At 70.0% G+C, this 16,735-nt stretch carries 19 protein-coding genes, 1 tRNA gene and 1 pseudogene; 6 read left to right on the top strand and 15 right to left on the bottom strand.

Annotated elements, in window-relative coordinates:
• Positions 1–78: 78 nt before the first annotated feature.
• Positions 79–151: transfer RNA gene (locus ACL03H_RS17340), tRNA-Arg, on the top strand.
• A 73-nt stretch (positions 152–224) separates the two neighbouring features.
• Here the strand turns inward: ACL03H_RS17340 and ACL03H_RS17335 are convergent.
• The 3 genes from ACL03H_RS17335 to ACL03H_RS17325 all read right to left on the bottom strand — a co-directional run bounded on the left by ACL03H_RS17335 (position 225) and on the right by ACL03H_RS17325 (position 3,515).
• On the bottom strand, positions 225–980 hold the full coding sequence (locus ACL03H_RS17335) for a site-specific integrase (RefSeq protein WP_412812285.1): 756 nt from the start codon (positions 978–980) through the stop codon (positions 225–227).
• 1,663 nt (positions 981–2,643) lie between these two features.
• Positions 2,644–3,138: a hypothetical protein gene (locus ACL03H_RS17330; RefSeq protein WP_412812284.1), complete on the bottom strand. Its 495-nt coding sequence runs from the start codon at positions 3,136–3,138 to the stop codon at positions 2,644–2,646.
• Between the two features lie 143 nt (positions 3,139–3,281).
• Complete coding sequence (locus ACL03H_RS17325; protein ID WP_412812283.1) at positions 3,282–3,515, bottom strand: hypothetical protein; 234 nt, start codon at positions 3,513–3,515, stop codon at positions 3,282–3,284.
• 84 nt (positions 3,516–3,599) lie between these two features.
• On the opposite strand from ACL03H_RS17325, the gene ACL03H_RS17320 reads away from it, so the two are divergent.
• Entirely contained in the window at positions 3,600–4,577 is a 978-nt protein-coding gene (locus ACL03H_RS17320) for a hypothetical protein (RefSeq protein ID WP_412812282.1), read from the top strand.
• Here the strand turns inward: ACL03H_RS17320 and ACL03H_RS17315 are convergent.
• From ACL03H_RS17315 to ACL03H_RS17305, 3 genes are all read right to left on the bottom strand, one after another.
• Entirely contained in the window at positions 4,564–5,193 is a 630-nt protein-coding gene (locus tag ACL03H_RS17315) for a hypothetical protein (RefSeq protein ID WP_412812281.1), read from the bottom strand. The genes ACL03H_RS17320 and ACL03H_RS17315 overlap by 14 nt on opposite strands.
• Before the next feature lie 79 nt (positions 5,194–5,272).
• Positions 5,273–6,433, bottom strand: coding sequence for a sensor histidine kinase (locus tag ACL03H_RS17310; RefSeq protein ID WP_412812280.1), 1,161 nt, complete (start codon positions 6,431–6,433; stop codon positions 5,273–5,275).
• Entirely contained in the window at positions 6,430–7,095 is a 666-nt protein-coding gene (locus ACL03H_RS17305) for a response regulator transcription factor (RefSeq protein WP_412812279.1), read from the bottom strand. The genes ACL03H_RS17310 and ACL03H_RS17305 overlap by 4 nt, the downstream gene beginning before the upstream one ends.
• A gap of 206 nt (positions 7,096–7,301) precedes the next feature.
• Here ACL03H_RS17305 and ACL03H_RS17300 point away from each other — a divergent pair, with 206 nt between their 5' ends.
• Together ACL03H_RS17300 and ACL03H_RS17295 are read left to right on the top strand one after the other, a co-directional pair.
• Positions 7,302–7,607, top strand: coding sequence for a hypothetical protein (locus ACL03H_RS17300; protein ID WP_412812278.1), 306 nt, complete (start codon positions 7,302–7,304; stop codon positions 7,605–7,607).
• 360 nt (positions 7,608–7,967) lie between these two features.
• On the top strand, positions 7,968–9,683 hold the full coding sequence (locus ACL03H_RS17295; protein ID WP_412812277.1) for a transglycosylase domain-containing protein: 1,716 nt from the start codon (positions 7,968–7,970) through the stop codon (positions 9,681–9,683).
• Between the two features lie 22 nt (positions 9,684–9,705).
• On the opposite strand, the gene ACL03H_RS17290 is transcribed toward ACL03H_RS17295, so the two are convergent.
• Positions 9,706–10,035 (bottom strand): hypothetical protein, encoded by a 330-nt coding sequence (locus ACL03H_RS17290; protein ID WP_412812276.1) that lies wholly within the window; start codon positions 10,033–10,035, stop codon positions 9,706–9,708.
• 84 nt (positions 10,036–10,119) lie between these two features.
• Here ACL03H_RS17290 and ACL03H_RS17285 point away from each other — a divergent pair, with 84 nt between their 5' ends.
• Positions 10,120–10,860: a GntR family transcriptional regulator gene (locus ACL03H_RS17285; protein ID WP_412812275.1), complete on the top strand. Its 741-nt coding sequence runs from the start codon at positions 10,120–10,122 to the stop codon at positions 10,858–10,860.
• A 79-nt stretch (positions 10,861–10,939) separates the two neighbouring features.
• The gene (locus ACL03H_RS17280; protein ID WP_412812274.1) at positions 10,940–12,076 is read left to right on the top strand and encodes a cytochrome P450; all 1,137 of its coding nucleotides are present in this window, start codon (positions 10,940–10,942) and stop codon (positions 12,074–12,076) included.
• 27 nt (positions 12,077–12,103) lie between these two features.
• Here ACL03H_RS17280 and ACL03H_RS17275 read toward each other — a convergent pair whose 3' ends face one another.
• The 8 genes and pseudogenes from ACL03H_RS17275 to ACL03H_RS17240 all read right to left on the bottom strand — a co-directional run bounded on the left by ACL03H_RS17275 (position 12,104) and on the right by ACL03H_RS17240 (position 16,689).
• A complete protein-coding gene (locus ACL03H_RS17275; protein ID WP_412812273.1) occupies positions 12,104–13,291 on the bottom strand; it encodes a VanZ family protein in 1,188 nt (395 codons plus the stop codon).
• Positions 13,292–13,378: 87 nt separating this feature from the next.
• Positions 13,379–14,047, bottom strand: a complete 669-nt coding sequence (locus ACL03H_RS17270; protein ID WP_412812272.1) for an HAD-IA family hydrolase — start codon at positions 14,045–14,047, stop codon at positions 13,379–13,381.
• 188 nt (positions 14,048–14,235) lie between these two features.
• Positions 14,236–14,637, bottom strand: a complete 402-nt coding sequence (locus tag ACL03H_RS17265) for a hypothetical protein (protein ID WP_412812271.1) — start codon at positions 14,635–14,637, stop codon at positions 14,236–14,238.
• 274 nt (positions 14,638–14,911) lie between these two features.
• Entirely contained in the window at positions 14,912–15,280 is a 369-nt protein-coding gene (gene crcB, locus ACL03H_RS17260) for a fluoride efflux transporter CrcB (protein ID WP_412812270.1), read from the bottom strand.
• Entirely contained in the window at positions 15,277–15,591 is a 315-nt protein-coding gene (locus ACL03H_RS17255; RefSeq protein ID WP_412812306.1) for a DUF190 domain-containing protein, read from the bottom strand. Before ACL03H_RS17255 ends, crcB begins: the two co-directional genes overlap by 4 nt.
• A 13-nt stretch (positions 15,592–15,604) precedes the next feature.
• Positions 15,605–16,078, bottom strand: coding sequence for a fluoride efflux transporter FluC (locus tag ACL03H_RS17250; RefSeq protein ID WP_412812269.1), 474 nt, complete (start codon positions 16,076–16,078; stop codon positions 15,605–15,607).
• 140 nt (positions 16,079–16,218) lie between these two features.
• Positions 16,219–16,404, bottom strand: a pseudogene (locus ACL03H_RS17245) (LuxR C-terminal-related transcriptional regulator); the annotation flags it as partial.
• Entirely contained in the window at positions 16,405–16,689 is a 285-nt protein-coding gene (locus ACL03H_RS17240) for a hypothetical protein (RefSeq protein ID WP_412812268.1), read from the bottom strand.
• Positions 16,690–16,735: the final 46 nt, after the last annotated feature.

The raw sequence follows: 16,735 nt of genomic DNA, 5'->3' as shown, positions 1-16,735 counted from the left end.
GGAGCCCGTTCCACCCCGCCCTGCTGCCCCCCGCCGCGCCCCGGCCGGTACCCTCCACACGTCGACACGTCGACGCACGCCCCCGTAGCTCAGGGGATAGAGCACGGCTCTCCTAAAGCCGGTGTCGCAGGTTCGAATCCTGCCGGGGGCGCATTACCGCTGGTGAGAGACGCGGGGATTCGGTCGGTTCAAGATCGACCCCCGCTAAACCCCCACAGTTGGCATCAGCTCTCCAGCTGCATCTTCGCCAGAGCATCCGCCGCCGAACGGCCCTTCGACTTGCGGTGCATGTACACGTCCTGCGTCATGCTGACCCGCTCGTGCCCGAGGTAGTCGGCGATCTCCCGCGCGGAGAGACCGGCCGCGTCCAAGACCGTCGCGACCAGGTGGCGGAAGGCATGCGGGTGCAGCCCCTCCCACTCCGTCCCGCCCACAGCCTCCCGCAGATCAGCACGGGTGTTGTCCGGATCCCGCAGCGTTCCCGTGGACGTGGGATACACCCACGGCGATTCTGATTCCGCGTTGCGGCGCTTGAGGATGTCCAAGTACCACGCGGGCACGGTGATCGTCCGCATTCCGGCACCGGATTTCGTGTGCGGCTGGACCATCAGACCTTCACCGGTCACCCGGATGACCGTGCCCACGATGGCGACGGTCCCAGCGGCGAAGTCGACCTTGCTCCAGTCCAGGGCCAGCAGTTCGCCGATGCGGCAACCGAGAGCGCCCAACCCGTCCACCACACCCGGAAGATCCCGCCGGAGCGCCTTCCTGTGGCCGTGCAGGTGTTCGCGCAGCTTCGGCAGCTCTTCCGGTTCCAGAACCATGCGTTCCTTCTTGGCCTTCTTTCCGCCGGCCTTCGGAAGGACGACTTCCCGGATCGGGTTGTTCTCGATCGCGTCGTGCCGGACGTAGAGACCCGTGATCCCGCCGAGGACGACCTTCGCATGTTGCGCACTGCCAGGGCCTGCGGTGTCGTGCACCGTCCGCAGCACGCGAGTCGCCAACGAGACCGTGATCTCGCTCCCCCGCAACTCAGCGACGGCCGGTTGCACATCCCTGGTCAAGGGCGGCCGCTGCGGGCCCGCCTGCAAGCCGTGTGCGAGCCCCGGCCAAGCCGGGGATCACCGGGCGTGCGGCTGGCGCCGGTCCCGGCGACTCCCGGCCCCCGGGGCGCAGAACGGAAGGCAGGCGGCCAGGAACCACGCTGGGGCCGCGTGGAGCGGAGGTCGCCGTGGAGGTGCCCGGTCTGAATGCTGGGGCCGCTGACGGTGCCGGTGTTGACGTTGTGCACGGAGCCGTGAAGACCGGCGCGGACGAGGTTGACGCACGACCCGAGGCGATTACGACTCGGGCCGTGCGGCAGTTTAATCCTAATTAAATTTCGAAAGATACTGATGCACTTCGATCCCCGTATCCCGGCGTCTCCCCTGCCAGCCACAATGTTTTGAGGAATCCGCAATTGGTCCAGGTTCCCGCGTAGAGCACAAAACAGCCTGGTTCGGGGCGGTTCTCCTGCGCCCAGGCCAGAGCCTCTCTCACATCACATTCGTGTAGCGTGTAAGTGCTCAGTATTGCACCCTGACGCTCTCCGTGCCCGTCGTAGTGCCATGACCACAGCTCCACCAGGAAAGTCGGGCGATCTTGCCGATCGCACACGAGCTGATCATCGAATTCATCTACATCCATGCAGAATCAGACTCTCTACGGTGCACAAGGCAACTCTTTGCTTGTCGACGTTAGGGCTAGCGACAGGGGTTCAGCACCCTCCACCGGCAAGAAGAGGGCGTTGAATTCCGCGTACCACCAAGTAGGGCTCGCCGAACTACAAGGCGGCGAGCTTGTCTTGTCGTGGGCGAGCTTCGGCTGGTTGGAGTTCCTGGACGGGGGGGACACCTCACTTCCTGCCTGCGGCAACCAATCACCCCAATAGTAAAACATCTGGCCAGTGATCTGTATGCTCCTGACGGGCGTCGTGCAGTTTACTACTGCTTTCACTCCAGCTCCCTTGGTGCTAGTCCTGACATGTGGATCCCCGTTCTGGCTTATGCGGCACTCGGCGGGAACACCACGAGCATCGCCCGGCCTCCCAGGAACGGTAAACTTGACCACGCTAGAGACGTTGGCCGACGCGTTCGCCGATGACTCCTCAAGGGGGGAGTTCGCGGTAGCGGTAGGCGCCACCACTAGCCCGAGCACGATAACCGATAGGCTGGTTCCTATAAAGCGAGCGAATTTCACGTACAGTGACGCTACACACGAGCAAGCTAGCCAGATCTTACATCGGTCACTGCCACCCGAACGGAGCATCACGGCAGACGTGGCTTCACATGTGCCGCACCGACTACCGGGCTGCCCTCGTCGGCGCGGAGTCGCGGCACGCCGCGAGCTGGCACGCGCCAACGCTGCCCATGACGCCGAGCTCCACCAACGCCCCGCCCGTGCGTTCGCCACCGAACGGCCTTCGACTTGCGGTGCACGTACCGGTGGTGCGTCGTGCTGACCCGCTGATGGTGACGCTCTTGGGCGCGGAAAGCCCAGCAGCGTCCACCGAGGCGGCGACGATCGGTGACGTGAACGCTCTCGTTGACAGCCTCCGCGCCTCAAACTGGACTCCCCGGACGAGGCCCATCCAACAGCTGCGGACTAGCGCAAGAACTGCGCATGTTCGTCGGGGCCGTGAACGACGCTGGGATCCTGACGATTCGGCGCGGGCCACAGCTGCAGGAAGTGGTGCTCCACAGCCGTCTCCAAGGGCTCCGGCGTTCGCGAGGCACGCGCACGATCACGAACGGAAAGCCGCAACCTCATCCATCCCGGGACAACATCAATGGCCTCGGGAGGTTCACTGCTGTACAGATCGTGGATGGTTAGACGGCCATCAGAGCAGTCGAGCGACCATTCGGCAACCATGTCCCAGCCACGCTCGACCTCACCCGGAGGCCGACCGCAGGCACGGATGCGCAGATCGACCGGCCCCCACTGGGTACCGCACAAGATGGCAACCCAGTTGTCCTCGCCGACGAACAGGCCCTCCTGACTACCTGGCCACATTTCCACCATTTCAGACAGAGAGTGAATTCGGTACTGGCCGTCCATAACGCTGACGGTCAGTGCCACATCATCGCACTCGTGCGACACTAGCGCCTCCTCCCACTGCGAGCGCTCGCCACACTGCTGATCCGACTCCAAGGAAGTACCGAACGAGCCGCCGCGAAGAACAGCGAACGCTTCAGGGGGTAAATCGCTAGATCGCCAACTCCCACCAGCGCCACCTAGAAATTTCACCCCCGCTTCCCATGACTTTTGCTCATCGGCAAAAATGAGAACAGGTAACTAAGAATAGCAGTCACCGGGGACAACCAAAGCTTGCCAACACCGAAAGAAAACCCATCTGGATGAAACAAGCCGCTCATCAACAGCGTAACCGCTGCGGCGACCAGCGCGACGACCACGGCGGAGCAGAACGGGTGCGCCACAATCCATTTGTTCATTCCACTCATGTCGACCTCACCCATCCGCCGTTTCCGCTCATCGCATCGACGCCGCACATGCTAACCTGATGTCAGCCTATCATTATTCTCAACATCATGAGGCGCCCAGTGACCTCGCAGAGACCATTTCGCCCTGCATTCGTACGCGCGATCGGATCGCACTTCGTCTCGATCGACCACGTTCAGCCCGTTGCGATTTCAATTTCTTCATCCGGAGAGCTGATCGGCTCGACGTCGTGGGCCGATCAAGCAAGTCCAGTCGCCACGAAGAAACGGATCGTCACATCCGATGAGGGTCGCGTATTCGTGATCGACTGGCCGACGTCACTCGCGGCGCCGAACTCGCAATCAAATCCAATCTCTGTCGTAGCTGTAGCGGTGAGCCCAAACGGAAATCTGACTTCCGCAGCCGCCGACGAATCAGAAGTCCCCTCATCGCCCCGCACGCACAGGAGAATGTCATCCCGAGGGGCCACTCACACCATCGAAGCTTCAGAGCAACACTGGATTTTCCGCAACCACCTCACGGGATGGATCTGGAACTCAGAAGCGATCCACGCAGGCGCGCACCTAGCACTACCCAGTCCGGCACATATAACCTCTCATGCCACCCTGGGCGATCTGGCAGCAATCACCGTCCAGCGAGAGAACAAGAGGCCGTGGCCTTTTCAACCACAATCCGAAGTCCAGATTCTCACCAGAACCCGAAGCGCTCTGACAAGCATGGGGGTGCCTCACATCGATATCGGACACTTGTGCTGGGCTCGCCGACGAGACGAACGGGAAGCACTGAGAGATCTCAACGAATACATGCGCTTCACCCGCTCTCAGATTCACTCCGCCGCCAAAAAAGGAGCGCGGGATGTACGACTGGTCGTTCGCGGGGCCGGCCTGGATACCACTATTGAACTGTGGTTCACGCTCGATTCCGCCCCGGGAGCCGTGTTCTGCCGCCGCGACGTCCCGTTCGACGAGACCGGCCACGCGTCTGGCCTGAGAGGCCAGAACATCGCACTCGACGAGGACATCGAATCAGGTTTGATCCAGATCGCTTCCCATGATGAAGGGTCAGTTACCTACATCTGAGCTCGAACCAGGCGCGGAGTTCCCGGGTGATGTCCTCACCCGTGGCTGGACGGTCGTCGGGTTGGTCCTCGTAGCGGACGCGGAGGGTCCTCATCGCTGCGAGCAGTTCGCGTTCTTCAGCCGGTTCGAAGTATCCGACGCTGGTGATCAGCAAGCTCGCGCGGTACGGGGTGCTGACGTCGTCCAGCAAGGAACCCGTTGCGTTGCGGCACGCCATCGGGAAGTGCGCTTCGGGAGTGTCGCGGCCGACGAGGACGCGCGGCGGGATCCGTGCCAACAGCGATTCCACCGCGTCGTCCCGCGCCGCGTGGCGTTGCGGGGCGGCGGCCACTTCGGCCAGCGGCTCGCAGACCCGCAGCTGCTCGATGCACTCGAAGCTCAGCCGCTCAAAGCGGCTCCCAGTGCGATGCTGGGTCGGCTCGTCCCAGAGCGTGAGGATCTTTCGATAGGGCTCGACAAGTCCGCTACCGCTCACGTCACCGCAGGACAGCAGCGCACACCCGTGGAAGAAGTCGGTCAGCGCTCGTCGCAGGGCGAGCCGCGGACGAGCTCGGATCCACTCCCGTTCCCGGTCCCGAAGTTCTTGAAGCCGTTGCCGTACGCCCGCTGGCCGCATCCCGAGGAGCGTAGCGCGGCGGACTCGGACGCCCCGTGATGTCGCGCCGCCGTGCCAGATCCCCCGACCGGCGAGCGCCTCACGAGGAGTGGCGGTCCGCAGCCGCGGTCACCGGCAGGTCGACGGTGACCGCGAGGCCGCCGTCGGGGCGGGCGGTGGCGGTGCCGTGATGGCTGTCGGCGATGGCACGAACGAGGGTGAGGCCGAGGCCGTGGCCTCGGGAGCGGGTCCGGGTGCGGTGGCGGTGGAACGCCTCGAAGAGCCGGTCGGCGGCATCGGCGGGGAGGGGTTCGCCGGTGTTGGTGACGCGGAGGGTCGCCGTGCCGTCCGACGTCGCGAGGCTCAGGTGTGCGCTGCCGCCGGGGTGGTTGTGGCGGACGGCGTTCTGCAGCAGATTGATCACCAGGTGGTGCAGCAGGTCCTGGTCGCCGTCCACGCGGGCGGGGAGCAGGTCGGCGCGGAGGCCGATGCCGCTCGTCGCCGCTTCATCGCGGATCTGGTTCAGCGCGTGTTCGGCGACTTCGGTGAGGTCCACGGGGTGCGGGTCCGCGATGCCGTGGTCGGCTCGGGACAGGGCGAGCAGGGATTCCACGGTCGTGATGCTGCGGTCGTTGGTGGCGAGCAGTTTCGGGGCGAGCACGGCGAGTTCGTGGTCCGCAGGGTGCGCGAGGGCCACTTGCAGCATGGTGCGGGTGGTGGCCAGCGGGGTGCGCAGTTCGTGCGAGGCGTTGGCGGCGAAGCGCTGCTGGGCTTCGAAGCTGGTGTGCAGCCGGTCGAGCATCGTGTCGATGGTGTCGGCGAGTTCGGTGAACTCGTCGCGGCGGCCGTCGAGCTGGATGCGTTCGTGCAGGTTGTCGCCCGCGACAGTGCGCGCGGTGGAGGCGATGCGGTGGACCGGGGCAAGGATGCGCCCGGCGATGATCCAGCCGAGCAGGAACGCGACCAGCGCCAGCCCGATCAGGGCGACGCTGGAGACCTGCAGCAGCACGTTCAGGAAGTCGTCCCTGGTAGCGATGGTCGTTTGGAAGGTGGGGCCCCTCGCGACCGCGTCGTCCGACAGCGCGCCTGATCGTGGAACCACAACGCTCGGCGACACGGCGTAGCGCGGGACGAAGCGCATCAGGGCGTAGACGGTGGCCAGCAGCAGCGATCCGCAGGCGAGCACCGCCCCGCCCAGCAGCAGGGTGAGCCGGACCCGGATCGACATCCGGCTGCGCCGCAGCGTCGCCGAGATGCTCATGCGGGGGTCCCCAGGTAGTAGCCGACCCCGGTGGCGGTGTGCAGGATCGGCGGGTCGCCGAGCTTGCGGCGCAACGTGGAGACGGTGATGCGGACGGCGTTGGTGAACGGGTCGGCGTGTTCGTCCCACGCCTTCTCCAGCAGCTGCTCGGCGCTGAGCACCGCGCCGTCCGCGCGCATGAGCAGTTCCAGGACGGCGAACTCCTTCCGGGTCAACCGGAGCGGCCGGTCGCCGCGGTGCGAGTCGCGGCGCGCGGAGTCGAGCCGAAGGTCGGCGTGGTGCAGCACGGGCGGTGCGGCGGGGGCGGTGCGGCGGCGCAGGGCGTGCAGCCGGGCGACGAGTTCGGGGAGGTCGAACGGTTTGACCAGGTAGTCGTCCGAACCGAGGGAGAGTCCGTCGACCTTGTCGGCGAGGCGCCCGGCGGCGGTCAACATCAGGATGCGGCATTCGGGGTGTTCGGCGACCACCTGCCGGCAGACGTCGTCTCCGTGCACTCCGGGGAGGTCCCGGTCCAGCACCATCACGTCGTAATCGTTGACCGCGATGCTCTCCAGCGCCGTCATCCCGTCCCCTGCGACGTCGACTGCAATTCCTTCCTTGTTCAGACCGGACCGCAACGCCTCGGCGAGGAAGTCCTCGTCCTCCACTACCAGCACCCGCACTGTGCCGCCCTTTCCGCGCTCGCGCTCCTCTTGTCGGGAGCGTGCACATGGTCCGCCCCGCAACATATGGCGGACATATGGAGATCGCCAGACACTCGCGATAACCCCCTTCTGGCTGCATTGGTTCCGAACGCGGCGCACCGCCGAGGTTCACCCCCCGCGGATCGGCCGCCGGGCGGGTTCCCGCACCAGGAAAGGAAAATCCCATGAACACTCTGCGCAAGAAGGTCGTCGTCGCCGCCGCTGGGCTCGCTGTCGTTCTCGGTGGCGCGGGCGGTGCCGTCGCGTTCGCCGGGTCGGACGCCGAGCCGACCCCGCCTATCGGGTGCTCGCAGTCCGTCCCGGTGGAGTCCGGCGAGGCGCAGGACCAGCCGGGCAAGCCGATCGACTGCTCGCAGCCCGTCCCGGTGGAGCCGGGCACTCCCCACGTCCCCGGAAAGCCGGCCCACACGCTGCCGATCGAGGTGGAGCCCGGCACTCCCCACGTCCCCGGGAAGCCGGCGGGCGAGTGACCGATCGCCCGATCTGACCGGCTCCCCGACGTCCTGGAACGTCGGGGAGCCGGTCCGCTTTCGCGGGACCGATAGCCGCGACCGCCAGGATTCGCGCGTGTTCGAGATCGCCGGGCCGTGACGGGGGATGATCTCCATCGCGCCGCCGCGGGTGCACCGTTCAGGAATCCTCGCTGCGCCCGACTCCCGGCGGGGGTGCGAACCCGACCGCTCAGCGGGAAGCGGGAACCGCTTCCCGGCCGAACGGCCGAGGCACGCCCCCGCGAATCCGACCATGATCGGTGGCGTCGGTGGTCCGGCGCGGCTCCGGCCCGTACCGGGTCAGGCCGTCGTCCGGGGGAACGAAGGAGCGGGGAACGCGTGAGCGGTGCGGTGGACGAGCGGGGTGCCGGACGGGAGAGGCGGCCGTGGCGGACGGCGCGCAGGATCGTGCTCGGCGTCGTGGGCGCTGTGCTGCTCGTCGGCGCCGTCGCCTTCGGGGTCGGCTACTGGATCTGGCCCACCCCGGATCCTCGGATGATCGCGGCGGAGACGAACAAGTCCGTGGCGGTGCTGTACTCCGACCGAACTGAGATGACGCGGATCGTGCCGTCCTCCGGCGACCGGACGATGGTGGAGGACCTGCACGCGGAGGTGTCGCGGTCGATGCGCGACGCCACCCTCGCCGCCGAGGACATCTCGTTCTACCGCAACCCGGGTTTCGACGTGACGGGCATCCTCCGGGCGATGTGGGCGCAGGCGACGGGCAGCCCCGGGGGCGGTTCCACGATCACCCAGCAGTACATCAAGCTCGCCACCGGCGCCGACGAGCACAGCTACTCCCGGAAGTTCAAAGAGGTGGTGCTCGCGTTCAAGGTGACCAACGAGCTGTCCAAGGACGACATCCTCAAGGCCTACTTGAACACCGCCTACTACGGTCGCGGCGCCTACGGGATCCACGCCGCCGCCGAGGCGTACTTCGGGAAGCTCCCCCGCGACCTCGACCCGAGCGAGTCCGCGCTGCTGGCCGGAATGGTGCAGCGTCCCACCGAGAACGACCCGGCGTACGACCCGGAGCAGGGGCGGGCGCGGTGGGAGTACGTCGCCGGGCAGATGCGGCGGCACGGCCTCGTCGAGGCCACAGCGGACATGCGGCTGCCGGAGACCCGTGGCCGCACCGAGTGGAAGCAGGAGAACACCAGCGGCCCCACCTACCACGTGCGGCAGCTCGCGCTGGCGGAAGCCGAACGCGCCGGTTTCACCGAGGACCTGCTCCAGCGCAACGGCGCCACGCTCGTCACCACCGTGGACGCCGACGCCCAGCGGGTCGCCGAGGACGTCGTCACCGACATCGGCAACCCCGGCCTGCACGCCGCGCTGGTCTCGGTCGAACCGGGAACCGGCGCGGTGCGCGCGTACCACAGCGGCACCGAGACCATCGGCGGCTACGACTGGGCCGCCGCTCCGCAACACCCCGGCACGGCGGTGGATCCCGTGGTCCGCGTGGCGCAGGCGCGTTCCGGCCCGTCCGCCGTCTGGCCGTGCGACGGGCGGGACTGCGCCGAGTCGTCGCAGGTCTCCCCGATCGACCCGGACTCCGTCCGGGACACCGCGATCCGGCTCGGGCTGCTCGACGACGAGGCGGGCCGGACCGAGGTCGCCGAACTGCTCGCGGGCGAACATCCGCTGAGCGCGACCGATTTCGCGACCGCCTACGCCACGCTCGTCGACGGTCACCGGGCCCGCCCGCACTTCCTCGCCGCGATCGTGGACCAGGACGGCCGCGAGATCTTCTCCGCCGCCCCGCGGTCCCGACCCGCTTTCGACGGCGACACCCGGCGCGTGGCGGGCGCCATCACCAGCACGCTCTGGCCGACGAAGTACTCGCGTGCGGCGGCTCTCGAATCCGGGCGCTACTACTCGATGACGGCGTGGGCCAACGGGTTCACCGCCCGGCACGCGACGTCGATCGTGCTCAGCGCCTCCGATGCGGAGAACAAGCCCCTGCCGCTCGTCGACGCGGACGGGCGCCCGCTGGCGGGCGAAGCCACGGCCGAGAAGATCTGGGAGCAGTTCATGGTCAGCGTGGCCGAGTAGTGGTCGGCTGTCCGCGCGGAGGTCAGTCCCGCCGATAGCGGGTCGCCGCGAGGACACCGAACTCGACGCTCAGCCGATAGCCGTCGCGGTCGCGCGGGGTTTCGGCCGGCAGCAGTTCGTGCTGCCCGACTCCGTGGAAACCGTCGGTGTCGATCAGGGTGACGCCCGTGGCGTGCGCGGTGGCGATGCTCGTCGCCCGGCCGGTGTCGCCGTAGCGCCCGAAGTTCGTGAAGCCGTTGCCGTGCGCCCGCTGGCCGCGTCCCGAGCGGCGTAGCGGCCCGCGACGCGGATGTGTCGTCCTCCTGCGGCGCCGTCTCGCCCGGCGAACGCACGGCGAAGCGGGCCCGATCACCCGGCCACGCCCGGGGCGGTTCCCGCCCGCTGGCGCCGCGCGGTGCGAGGATCGGGCCGCCAGCAGCGACGCGCGGAGGTGGGGATGAGCGGGGCGGATCACGAGAAGATCGCCGAGGTGCTGCGGGACGAGATCCGCGCCCAGGTCTGGAAGGTCGGCGAGCGCCTGCCGAGCGAACCCGAGCTGATCAGCCGGTTCGGTGCGAGCCGGAGCGAGGTCCGGCAGGCCATCGCGACGCTGCGGGACTCGGGGTTGGCCCAGCTGCGCCACGGGATCGGCGCCCTGGTCGCCCCGCCGCGCGTCGTGCACCGCCTGGAGGCGCGCGAGCGGCTGAGCCGCGACCGCCGCGACCGGAACGAGGCCGCCTTCCTCGGCGAGGCCGTCGCGCAGGGGTTCGCCGCGACGTCCTCGGTGCGGGTCTGGTTCGAGCCGGCGCAGGAGTTCGCCGGGACCTTCGGGATCGAGGAGATCGACGAGGTGTGCGTCCGGGACCGGATCATGTTCGCCGACGACCACCCCGTGATGCTCGCGGTCTCCCGGCTGCCGAGGCAGCTCACCGCGCACACCGCCCTGGAACGGCAGGACACCGGGCCGGGCGGCGTCCACGCCCGGCTGGCCGAGCTGGGACATCCGGTCACCGAGCACCAGGAGGTCGTCACCGCCGCCATGCCGGAGGAGCACGAGCGCCGGGCGCTGGGGCTGAGCGGCGGTCCGCTGCTGCTGGTCCGCCGCACCTCGTGGAGCGGCGACCGGGTGGTGGAGCTCAACGACATGAAGCTGCCCGGCCACAGCGGCGAGCTCCGCTACCGCTGGGGCGCCGAGTAACGCCCTGCCCCGGTCGGGCTATGGGCGCGCACCGCCTCGCCTGCTACTCAGGATGCGCAGGCATCAGCGGAGGTGGGACGTGGCGCGCAAGGTGGAGCGCTCGGGTCGCCCGGCGGAGGCCGGTGGGGTGCGGCAGGTTCGCGGGCACGCGGCGGCACGCGCGCTGCTGCGCAGCACCGATACCGTGCAGGCCGGGCTCGGCGTCGAGACGATGCGGCGGATGCCGGCGCGGCTGCGCCGCCCGGTGCTCTACCGGGATGGCCCGGAGCACCGCGAGGACCGCCGGCGGACCGCGCGGTTCTTCACCCCGCGCCGCGTGGACGAGCGCTACCGCGACCTGATGGCCGAGATCGCCGACGAGCAGCTGACCGTGCTGCGCCGGGACGGGCGCGCGGAGCTCTCGGACCTGGGTTTCGAGCTCTCGATCGGCGTGACCGCCGCCGTCATCGGCCTGACCGGGAGCCGCCCCGGGATCCGGGGCAGGTTGGAGCGGTTCTTCCCCGACGAGTTCGACTCACCCGGTTTCACCAGCGTGAACGGGCTCCGCTGGGCCTGGCGGCAGTCCCGGAACTGGGGCGCGATCTACCTCCGCGACGTCGCTCCGGCGGTGCGGGCGCGACGCCGGGCACGCCGCGACGACCTGATCTCGCACCTGCTCGACGACGGCTGCTCCGGCGCGGAGGTCCTGGGCGAGTGCATCGCGTTCGCCGCCGCGGGCATGGTGACGACGCGGGAGTTCGTGACCCTCGCGGCCTGGCACCTGCTGACCGACGACGAGCTCCGCTGCCGCTACCTGGATTCCGAGGAGCCGGACCGGGTGGCGCTGCTGCACGAGATCCTGCGCCTGGAGCCGGTGATCGGGCGGCTGCGGCGCCGCACCACCGCCACCGTGGACATTCCCGGTCAGGAGCCGATTCCCGCCGGGACGGTGGTGGAGCTGCTGCTCGACGAGGCCAACGCCGACGCGGCCGAGGTCGGCGCCGAGCCGCTGGAGCTGCGGCCGGGGCGGACGATCTCCAGCGGCGCCGCCGGGCTGTCCTTCGGCGACGGCGCGCACAAGTGCCCCGGCGCGCACCTCGCGGTGCTGGAGACCGACGTGTTCCTGCACCGGCTCCTGCGGTTGCCGGTGCGGATGGTGCGGGCCCCGAGCGTGTCGTTCAACGAGGCCATCAGCGGCTACCAGATCCGCGGCCTCGTCGTAGCGCTGGAGCCGTGAGCGCCGGCGAACCGCTCGTGCGCGGGGCTAGGCGTCCGCCCGGTGCTCGTGGGTGGTGGTGGCGCGGTGCGGCAGGGCGCGGTTGCGGACGCCGGAGACGAGGTCGTGGATGCCGCGGTCCGCCGGGTGGAAGCGCACCACGAGGGCGTAGAGCGCGACGAAGCTCAGCGAGGCGCAGCCGAGCAGACCCGCGAAGACCGCGAGCCGCAGCACCTCGCCGTCGATCTCTCCCGCGCCGGCCAGCCGGACCAGGTCGGCGAGCGCGCCCGGAGCGGTGCCGAGGGCCAGCAGCACCAGCAGCAGCGGCGGCAGGAACGGCAGCGCCAGCACCACGGCGCGCAGCAGCAAGCGCCCCGGCCCGGGCCGCCGCCCCTCGGCGTCGACGAGCTCCAGCAGCAGCAGGCGCTTGCCCGGAGTCGCACCGGTCCACGCGGGCAGCGCGACGAACCAGCCGAGCAGCACCGCCACCGGGCCCCACCACGCCGGCAGTCCCAGCCCGAGCGCCAGCAGCAGCGCGAGCGCGGCGAGCACGCCCGCTCCGCTGAGGTCCAGCAGCAGCGCGACGGCCCGCCGGCCGAACGGGACGGGGTGCCGCGCCAGCACCCGTTCGTCCAACGAGTTCAGGCTCGGCAGCAGTCGGCCCACCTGCCCCCCGAGCCACCAGCCGATCATCGCCCCGGCCGTGTTCACCAGCAGGTCGTCCACGTCGAACAACCGGTACGGGCACTCGTAGATCCCGAAGACGCCGGTCCCCTGGGTCACCTCGAACGAGAGCGCGACCCCGGCCGCCACCGCGAGAGAGCTCAGCGGCCCGCGCCGGAAGTGGTAGCGCAGGAAGATCCCCAGCGGCAGCAGCAGGAGCAGGTTGAACCCGGTCTCGATCACCGCCGGGTTGTGCAGCACCAGGTCGCCGAGGGTGATCCGGTGCTCCGCCTCCTTCCACACGTCCCGGAAGGTGTTGCCCGGAACCAGCTGCCAGTCGCCCATCAGCGGGTACCGGCGACACACGTCCACGGAGGCGCCGGGCAGCGGCATCAGCACCAGGCAGTAGGCGGTGATCAGGTAGTAGAGGAAGGCGTAGAACGACAGCGCCCACCACCGCATCACCCCGTGCCTGCGGTAGAGCACCACGGCCACCGGGACCAGCAGGACGAAGGCGAGCAGCGGGAACAGCACCGCGGCGTTGCGGATCGGGAGGAGGTAGGCGTCGGCCACGCGGAGCAGCATCACCCCCGGGCGCACCCGGCCGCCTCGGCCGATCGGCGCGTCCCCGTCGGCCGTGCGGCCGGACCCGGCCGCCGGTCAGCGCCGCGCGGTGCGCTCCTCGTCGAGCTCCACGGCGAGCCCGGTTCCCTCGGCGGCCACCCGAACGTGGCAGAAGTCCGGGATCCGAGCCAGGCCCTCCGCCGCCGCTCCCCCGTGGGAACCGACGACCACCACCCGGGCCCCGGCAGCGCGCCCGGCCGCGATCCCGGCCTCCGCGTCCTCGAAGACCACCGTCGCTTCGGGAGGCACGCCGAGCCCGGCCGCGGCCTTCCGGTAGCCCTCCGGGTCCGGTTTGCCGTGCCGGACGTCCTCGGCGGTGACCACCACTCCGGGCATCGGCAGCCCGGCCGCCGCCATCCGGCGGGCGGCCAGGTCCGCCCCGGCCGAGGTGACCAGCGCCCAGCTCCCGGCGGGCAGGCCCGCGAGGAGTTCGGCCGCGCCGGGCACCGCCACCACCCCGTTCAGATCGCGCATCTCCTGCGCGTCGACGCGGGCCGTCTCGGCGGCGAGGTCGGCGCCCGAGGGCAGGTGCTGGGCGATGGTCTCGCCGCTGCGGCGGCCGTGGGAACCGGCCAGGATGTCGGCCACGTCGAGGCCGTGCCGTTCCGCGAAGTCGCGCCAGGTCCGCTCCACCACGGCGGTGGAGTCGACGAGCGTGCCGTCCATGTCGAACAGCAGGGCGCGCGGGGCCAGCGGTGCGGTCATGGGTGGTCCTTCCTCTGCCGAGGGCCGGTGCGGTCCCACCTTCGCGGTGGCGACGCCTCCCGCACCAGCTCCCCCGCTGAATCGTGACCGACGACGCGACCGGACGCGCACCGGAAAATTATTCGGAAAGGGTCCGGAATTCCCCTCGCGGGGGATTCCGGACCCTCGATCACGCGTTCAGGAACGGGTCACCACTGCACCATCGACGGATTGGCCGGGGTGCCCTGCGCACCCAGGCCGATTCCGGCACCGGTGGTGTACGAGGAGGCGCCGACGTGGAAGGTGGAACCGTCGGCGCGGATGCCCCAGACGTCGACGGGCGCGGTCGCACCGGCCGAGTCGAAGCTGTGCTTCCAGCACTGACCCGGGTTCTGGATGGTGCTGGCCATGCCGGCCGAGGAGCTGCCACCGCCCAGGTCGACGGGGTGGATCTCCACGTAAGCGGCGTAGTTGCCCTGCGCGCAGAACTCGACCTTGCCCGGCTCGGCGGCCGAAGCGGCGGTCGCGCCGACCGTCCCCGCCAGCACCGCGCCGCCCAGCAGCGCGGCCGCGCCCACCGAAATCCGCTTGACCGAATTCTTCATGCCCATGTGGAAGTCCTTTCGTGAAAGCAGAAAATCCGGCACCTCTCGGGCGCCGCGCTCATTCAAGACCCGCGGGCCGACGAGAACTCGCCGGTAATCATCGCGAGGACGCCCGCCCGGGGATTCCCCCCACGAGCACACTCCGAGGTGACTCGAACTCGTCCTTTCGCCGCGCCTTTCCGCCCTTTCGGCCGAGGCGGCATCGCGGACGCCGCGCGAACCCGATCGGCGCCGCTCTCCCGGCGACCGCTACCCCGGCCCGGGTCTCCGCGGCGGGCGGTCAGCCGAGCACCGCGTGCACCGCGGTGTGCCCGAGCAGCGCGGCCAGCACCGCGCCGAGCACGCTCGCGAGGACGTTGAGCGCGGCCCGCGCGTGCGCTTTCTCCTCCACCAGCCGCAACGTCTCGTAGCCGAAGGTGCTGTAGGTCGTCAGCGCGCCGCAGAACCCGACCCCGACCAGCGCCGAGACAGCGGGGGGCAGCGCGGCGCCCGCCCCGGCCAGCCCGCCGAGCACCAGCGAGCCGAGCACGTTGACCACCCAGGTCCCCCAGGGGAACAGCGCGGCGTGCCGGGCCTGCACCGCCCGGTCGGTCAGGTAGCGCAGCGGTGCGCCGACCATCGCGCCGACGAGCACCAGCGTCGCCGTCACACCCGCTCACCACCCCGGTAGACGACGGCCTCGACCTCGTCGAGCACCACCGCCCCGTCGGTGATGAGCCCGTCCAGCTCGGGCAGGAACGCCCGCACCCGCTCCTCGACGTCCACGACGACGATCAGCACCGGCAGGTCCTCGGCCAGGTCGAGCAACCGCGTGGTGTGCACCCGGGAGGACGCGCCGTAGCCCTCGACGCCGCGCAGCACGGTCGCGCCGGCCAAGCCCGCGTCCCGGGCCCGCTTCACGATCTCGTGGTGCAGCGGGTGGTGGTGGTAGCGGTCGTCGGCTCCCACGAAGATCGACATGCGCAGCGCCACCTCAGTCCACCTCCTCCGACGTGCCGGGGGCGGCCAGCCCCGTGGCCCAGCGGGCCGCCGTGACCCCGATCAGCACGGCGAGCAGCGCGCACAGCAGGGTTCCGGCCAGGTAGGCCGCCGCGGTGATCGGTTCGCCGGAGCGCAGCAGCTCGCCGAACTCGACCGCGTAGGCGGAGAAGGTGGTGAACCCGCCGAGCACGCCGACGCCGAAGAACGGCCGCACCAGCGGGTGCGGGGTCCACACCTCGGTGATCAGGACCATCAGCACGCCGATGAGCAGGCAGCCGAGCGCGTTGATCCCGAAGGTGCTCCAGGGGAAGCCGCCGGGGGCGGTCGGCAGCAGCTCGCCGAGGCCGTGCCGGGCGAGAGCGCCCAGCCCGCCGCCCAGGGAGATCGCCGCGAGGACCGCACCTCGGGCGCGGGGTCTCTCCCGCCGCCGGGCGGGGCTCCGGACGTCCGCGGTGTCGTTCGCCATGCGCAGCCTCCTACGTGCGCCCGGCGACGTTCGCCGGGGCCAGCAGGGACCATCGGCGGCGCCGTTGCCGCGGTTCTCCGGTTGCCCGAGCGGCGAGTCCCACCACCGCTGCCACCGATGCTACCGGCCCGCCGCGCGGATCAACTCCCTCCTGAGGGCGAGACGAACCCGGGGTCGCGGGCCGGGATCACCGTCTGGGCGCGATCCCGCGCACCGCGCTTGGCCAGTGCGTTCACGTGGATCTTCACCGTCCGCGCGCCCAGGAACAGCCGCTGCGCGATCTCGCCGTTGGACAGCCCGCCCGCCATCAACCGCAGCACCTCGGCCTACCGCGCGCTGAGATCGGCTCCGTCGAGCCCGCCTCCGGTCGCGGACGTCGCAAGGCGAGTCGCCCAGTCGACCACCGAGGGCGCCGCGTGCACCACCAGCGGCGCGGCCGTCCCCCGGACCGCCGAGCGCGGCAACGACCCGGGCACCCCGTTCCCCCGCGGTCGCACCGGCGCCCACGCCACCACCGCCGCGAGCGCGTGCGGCGGGAGAGCCAGGACGTCGATGACCAGCAGCGGCGGGTTCTCCGCCGGCGACGTCCCGGGCGGCGGCCCGAAGGCCACCGTCCACGCCGCCGCGCCGACTCCCGCGGCCGCACCCGCGTCCCCG

It is taken from the genome of Saccharopolyspora antibiotica (assembly GCF_047200635.1).
Taxonomy (GTDB): domain Bacteria; phylum Actinomycetota; class Actinomycetes; order Mycobacteriales; family Pseudonocardiaceae; genus Saccharopolyspora_C.
The sequence above is the reverse complement of the archived record's forward strand: the minus strand, read 5'-3'. Positions and strand labels throughout refer to the sequence as shown.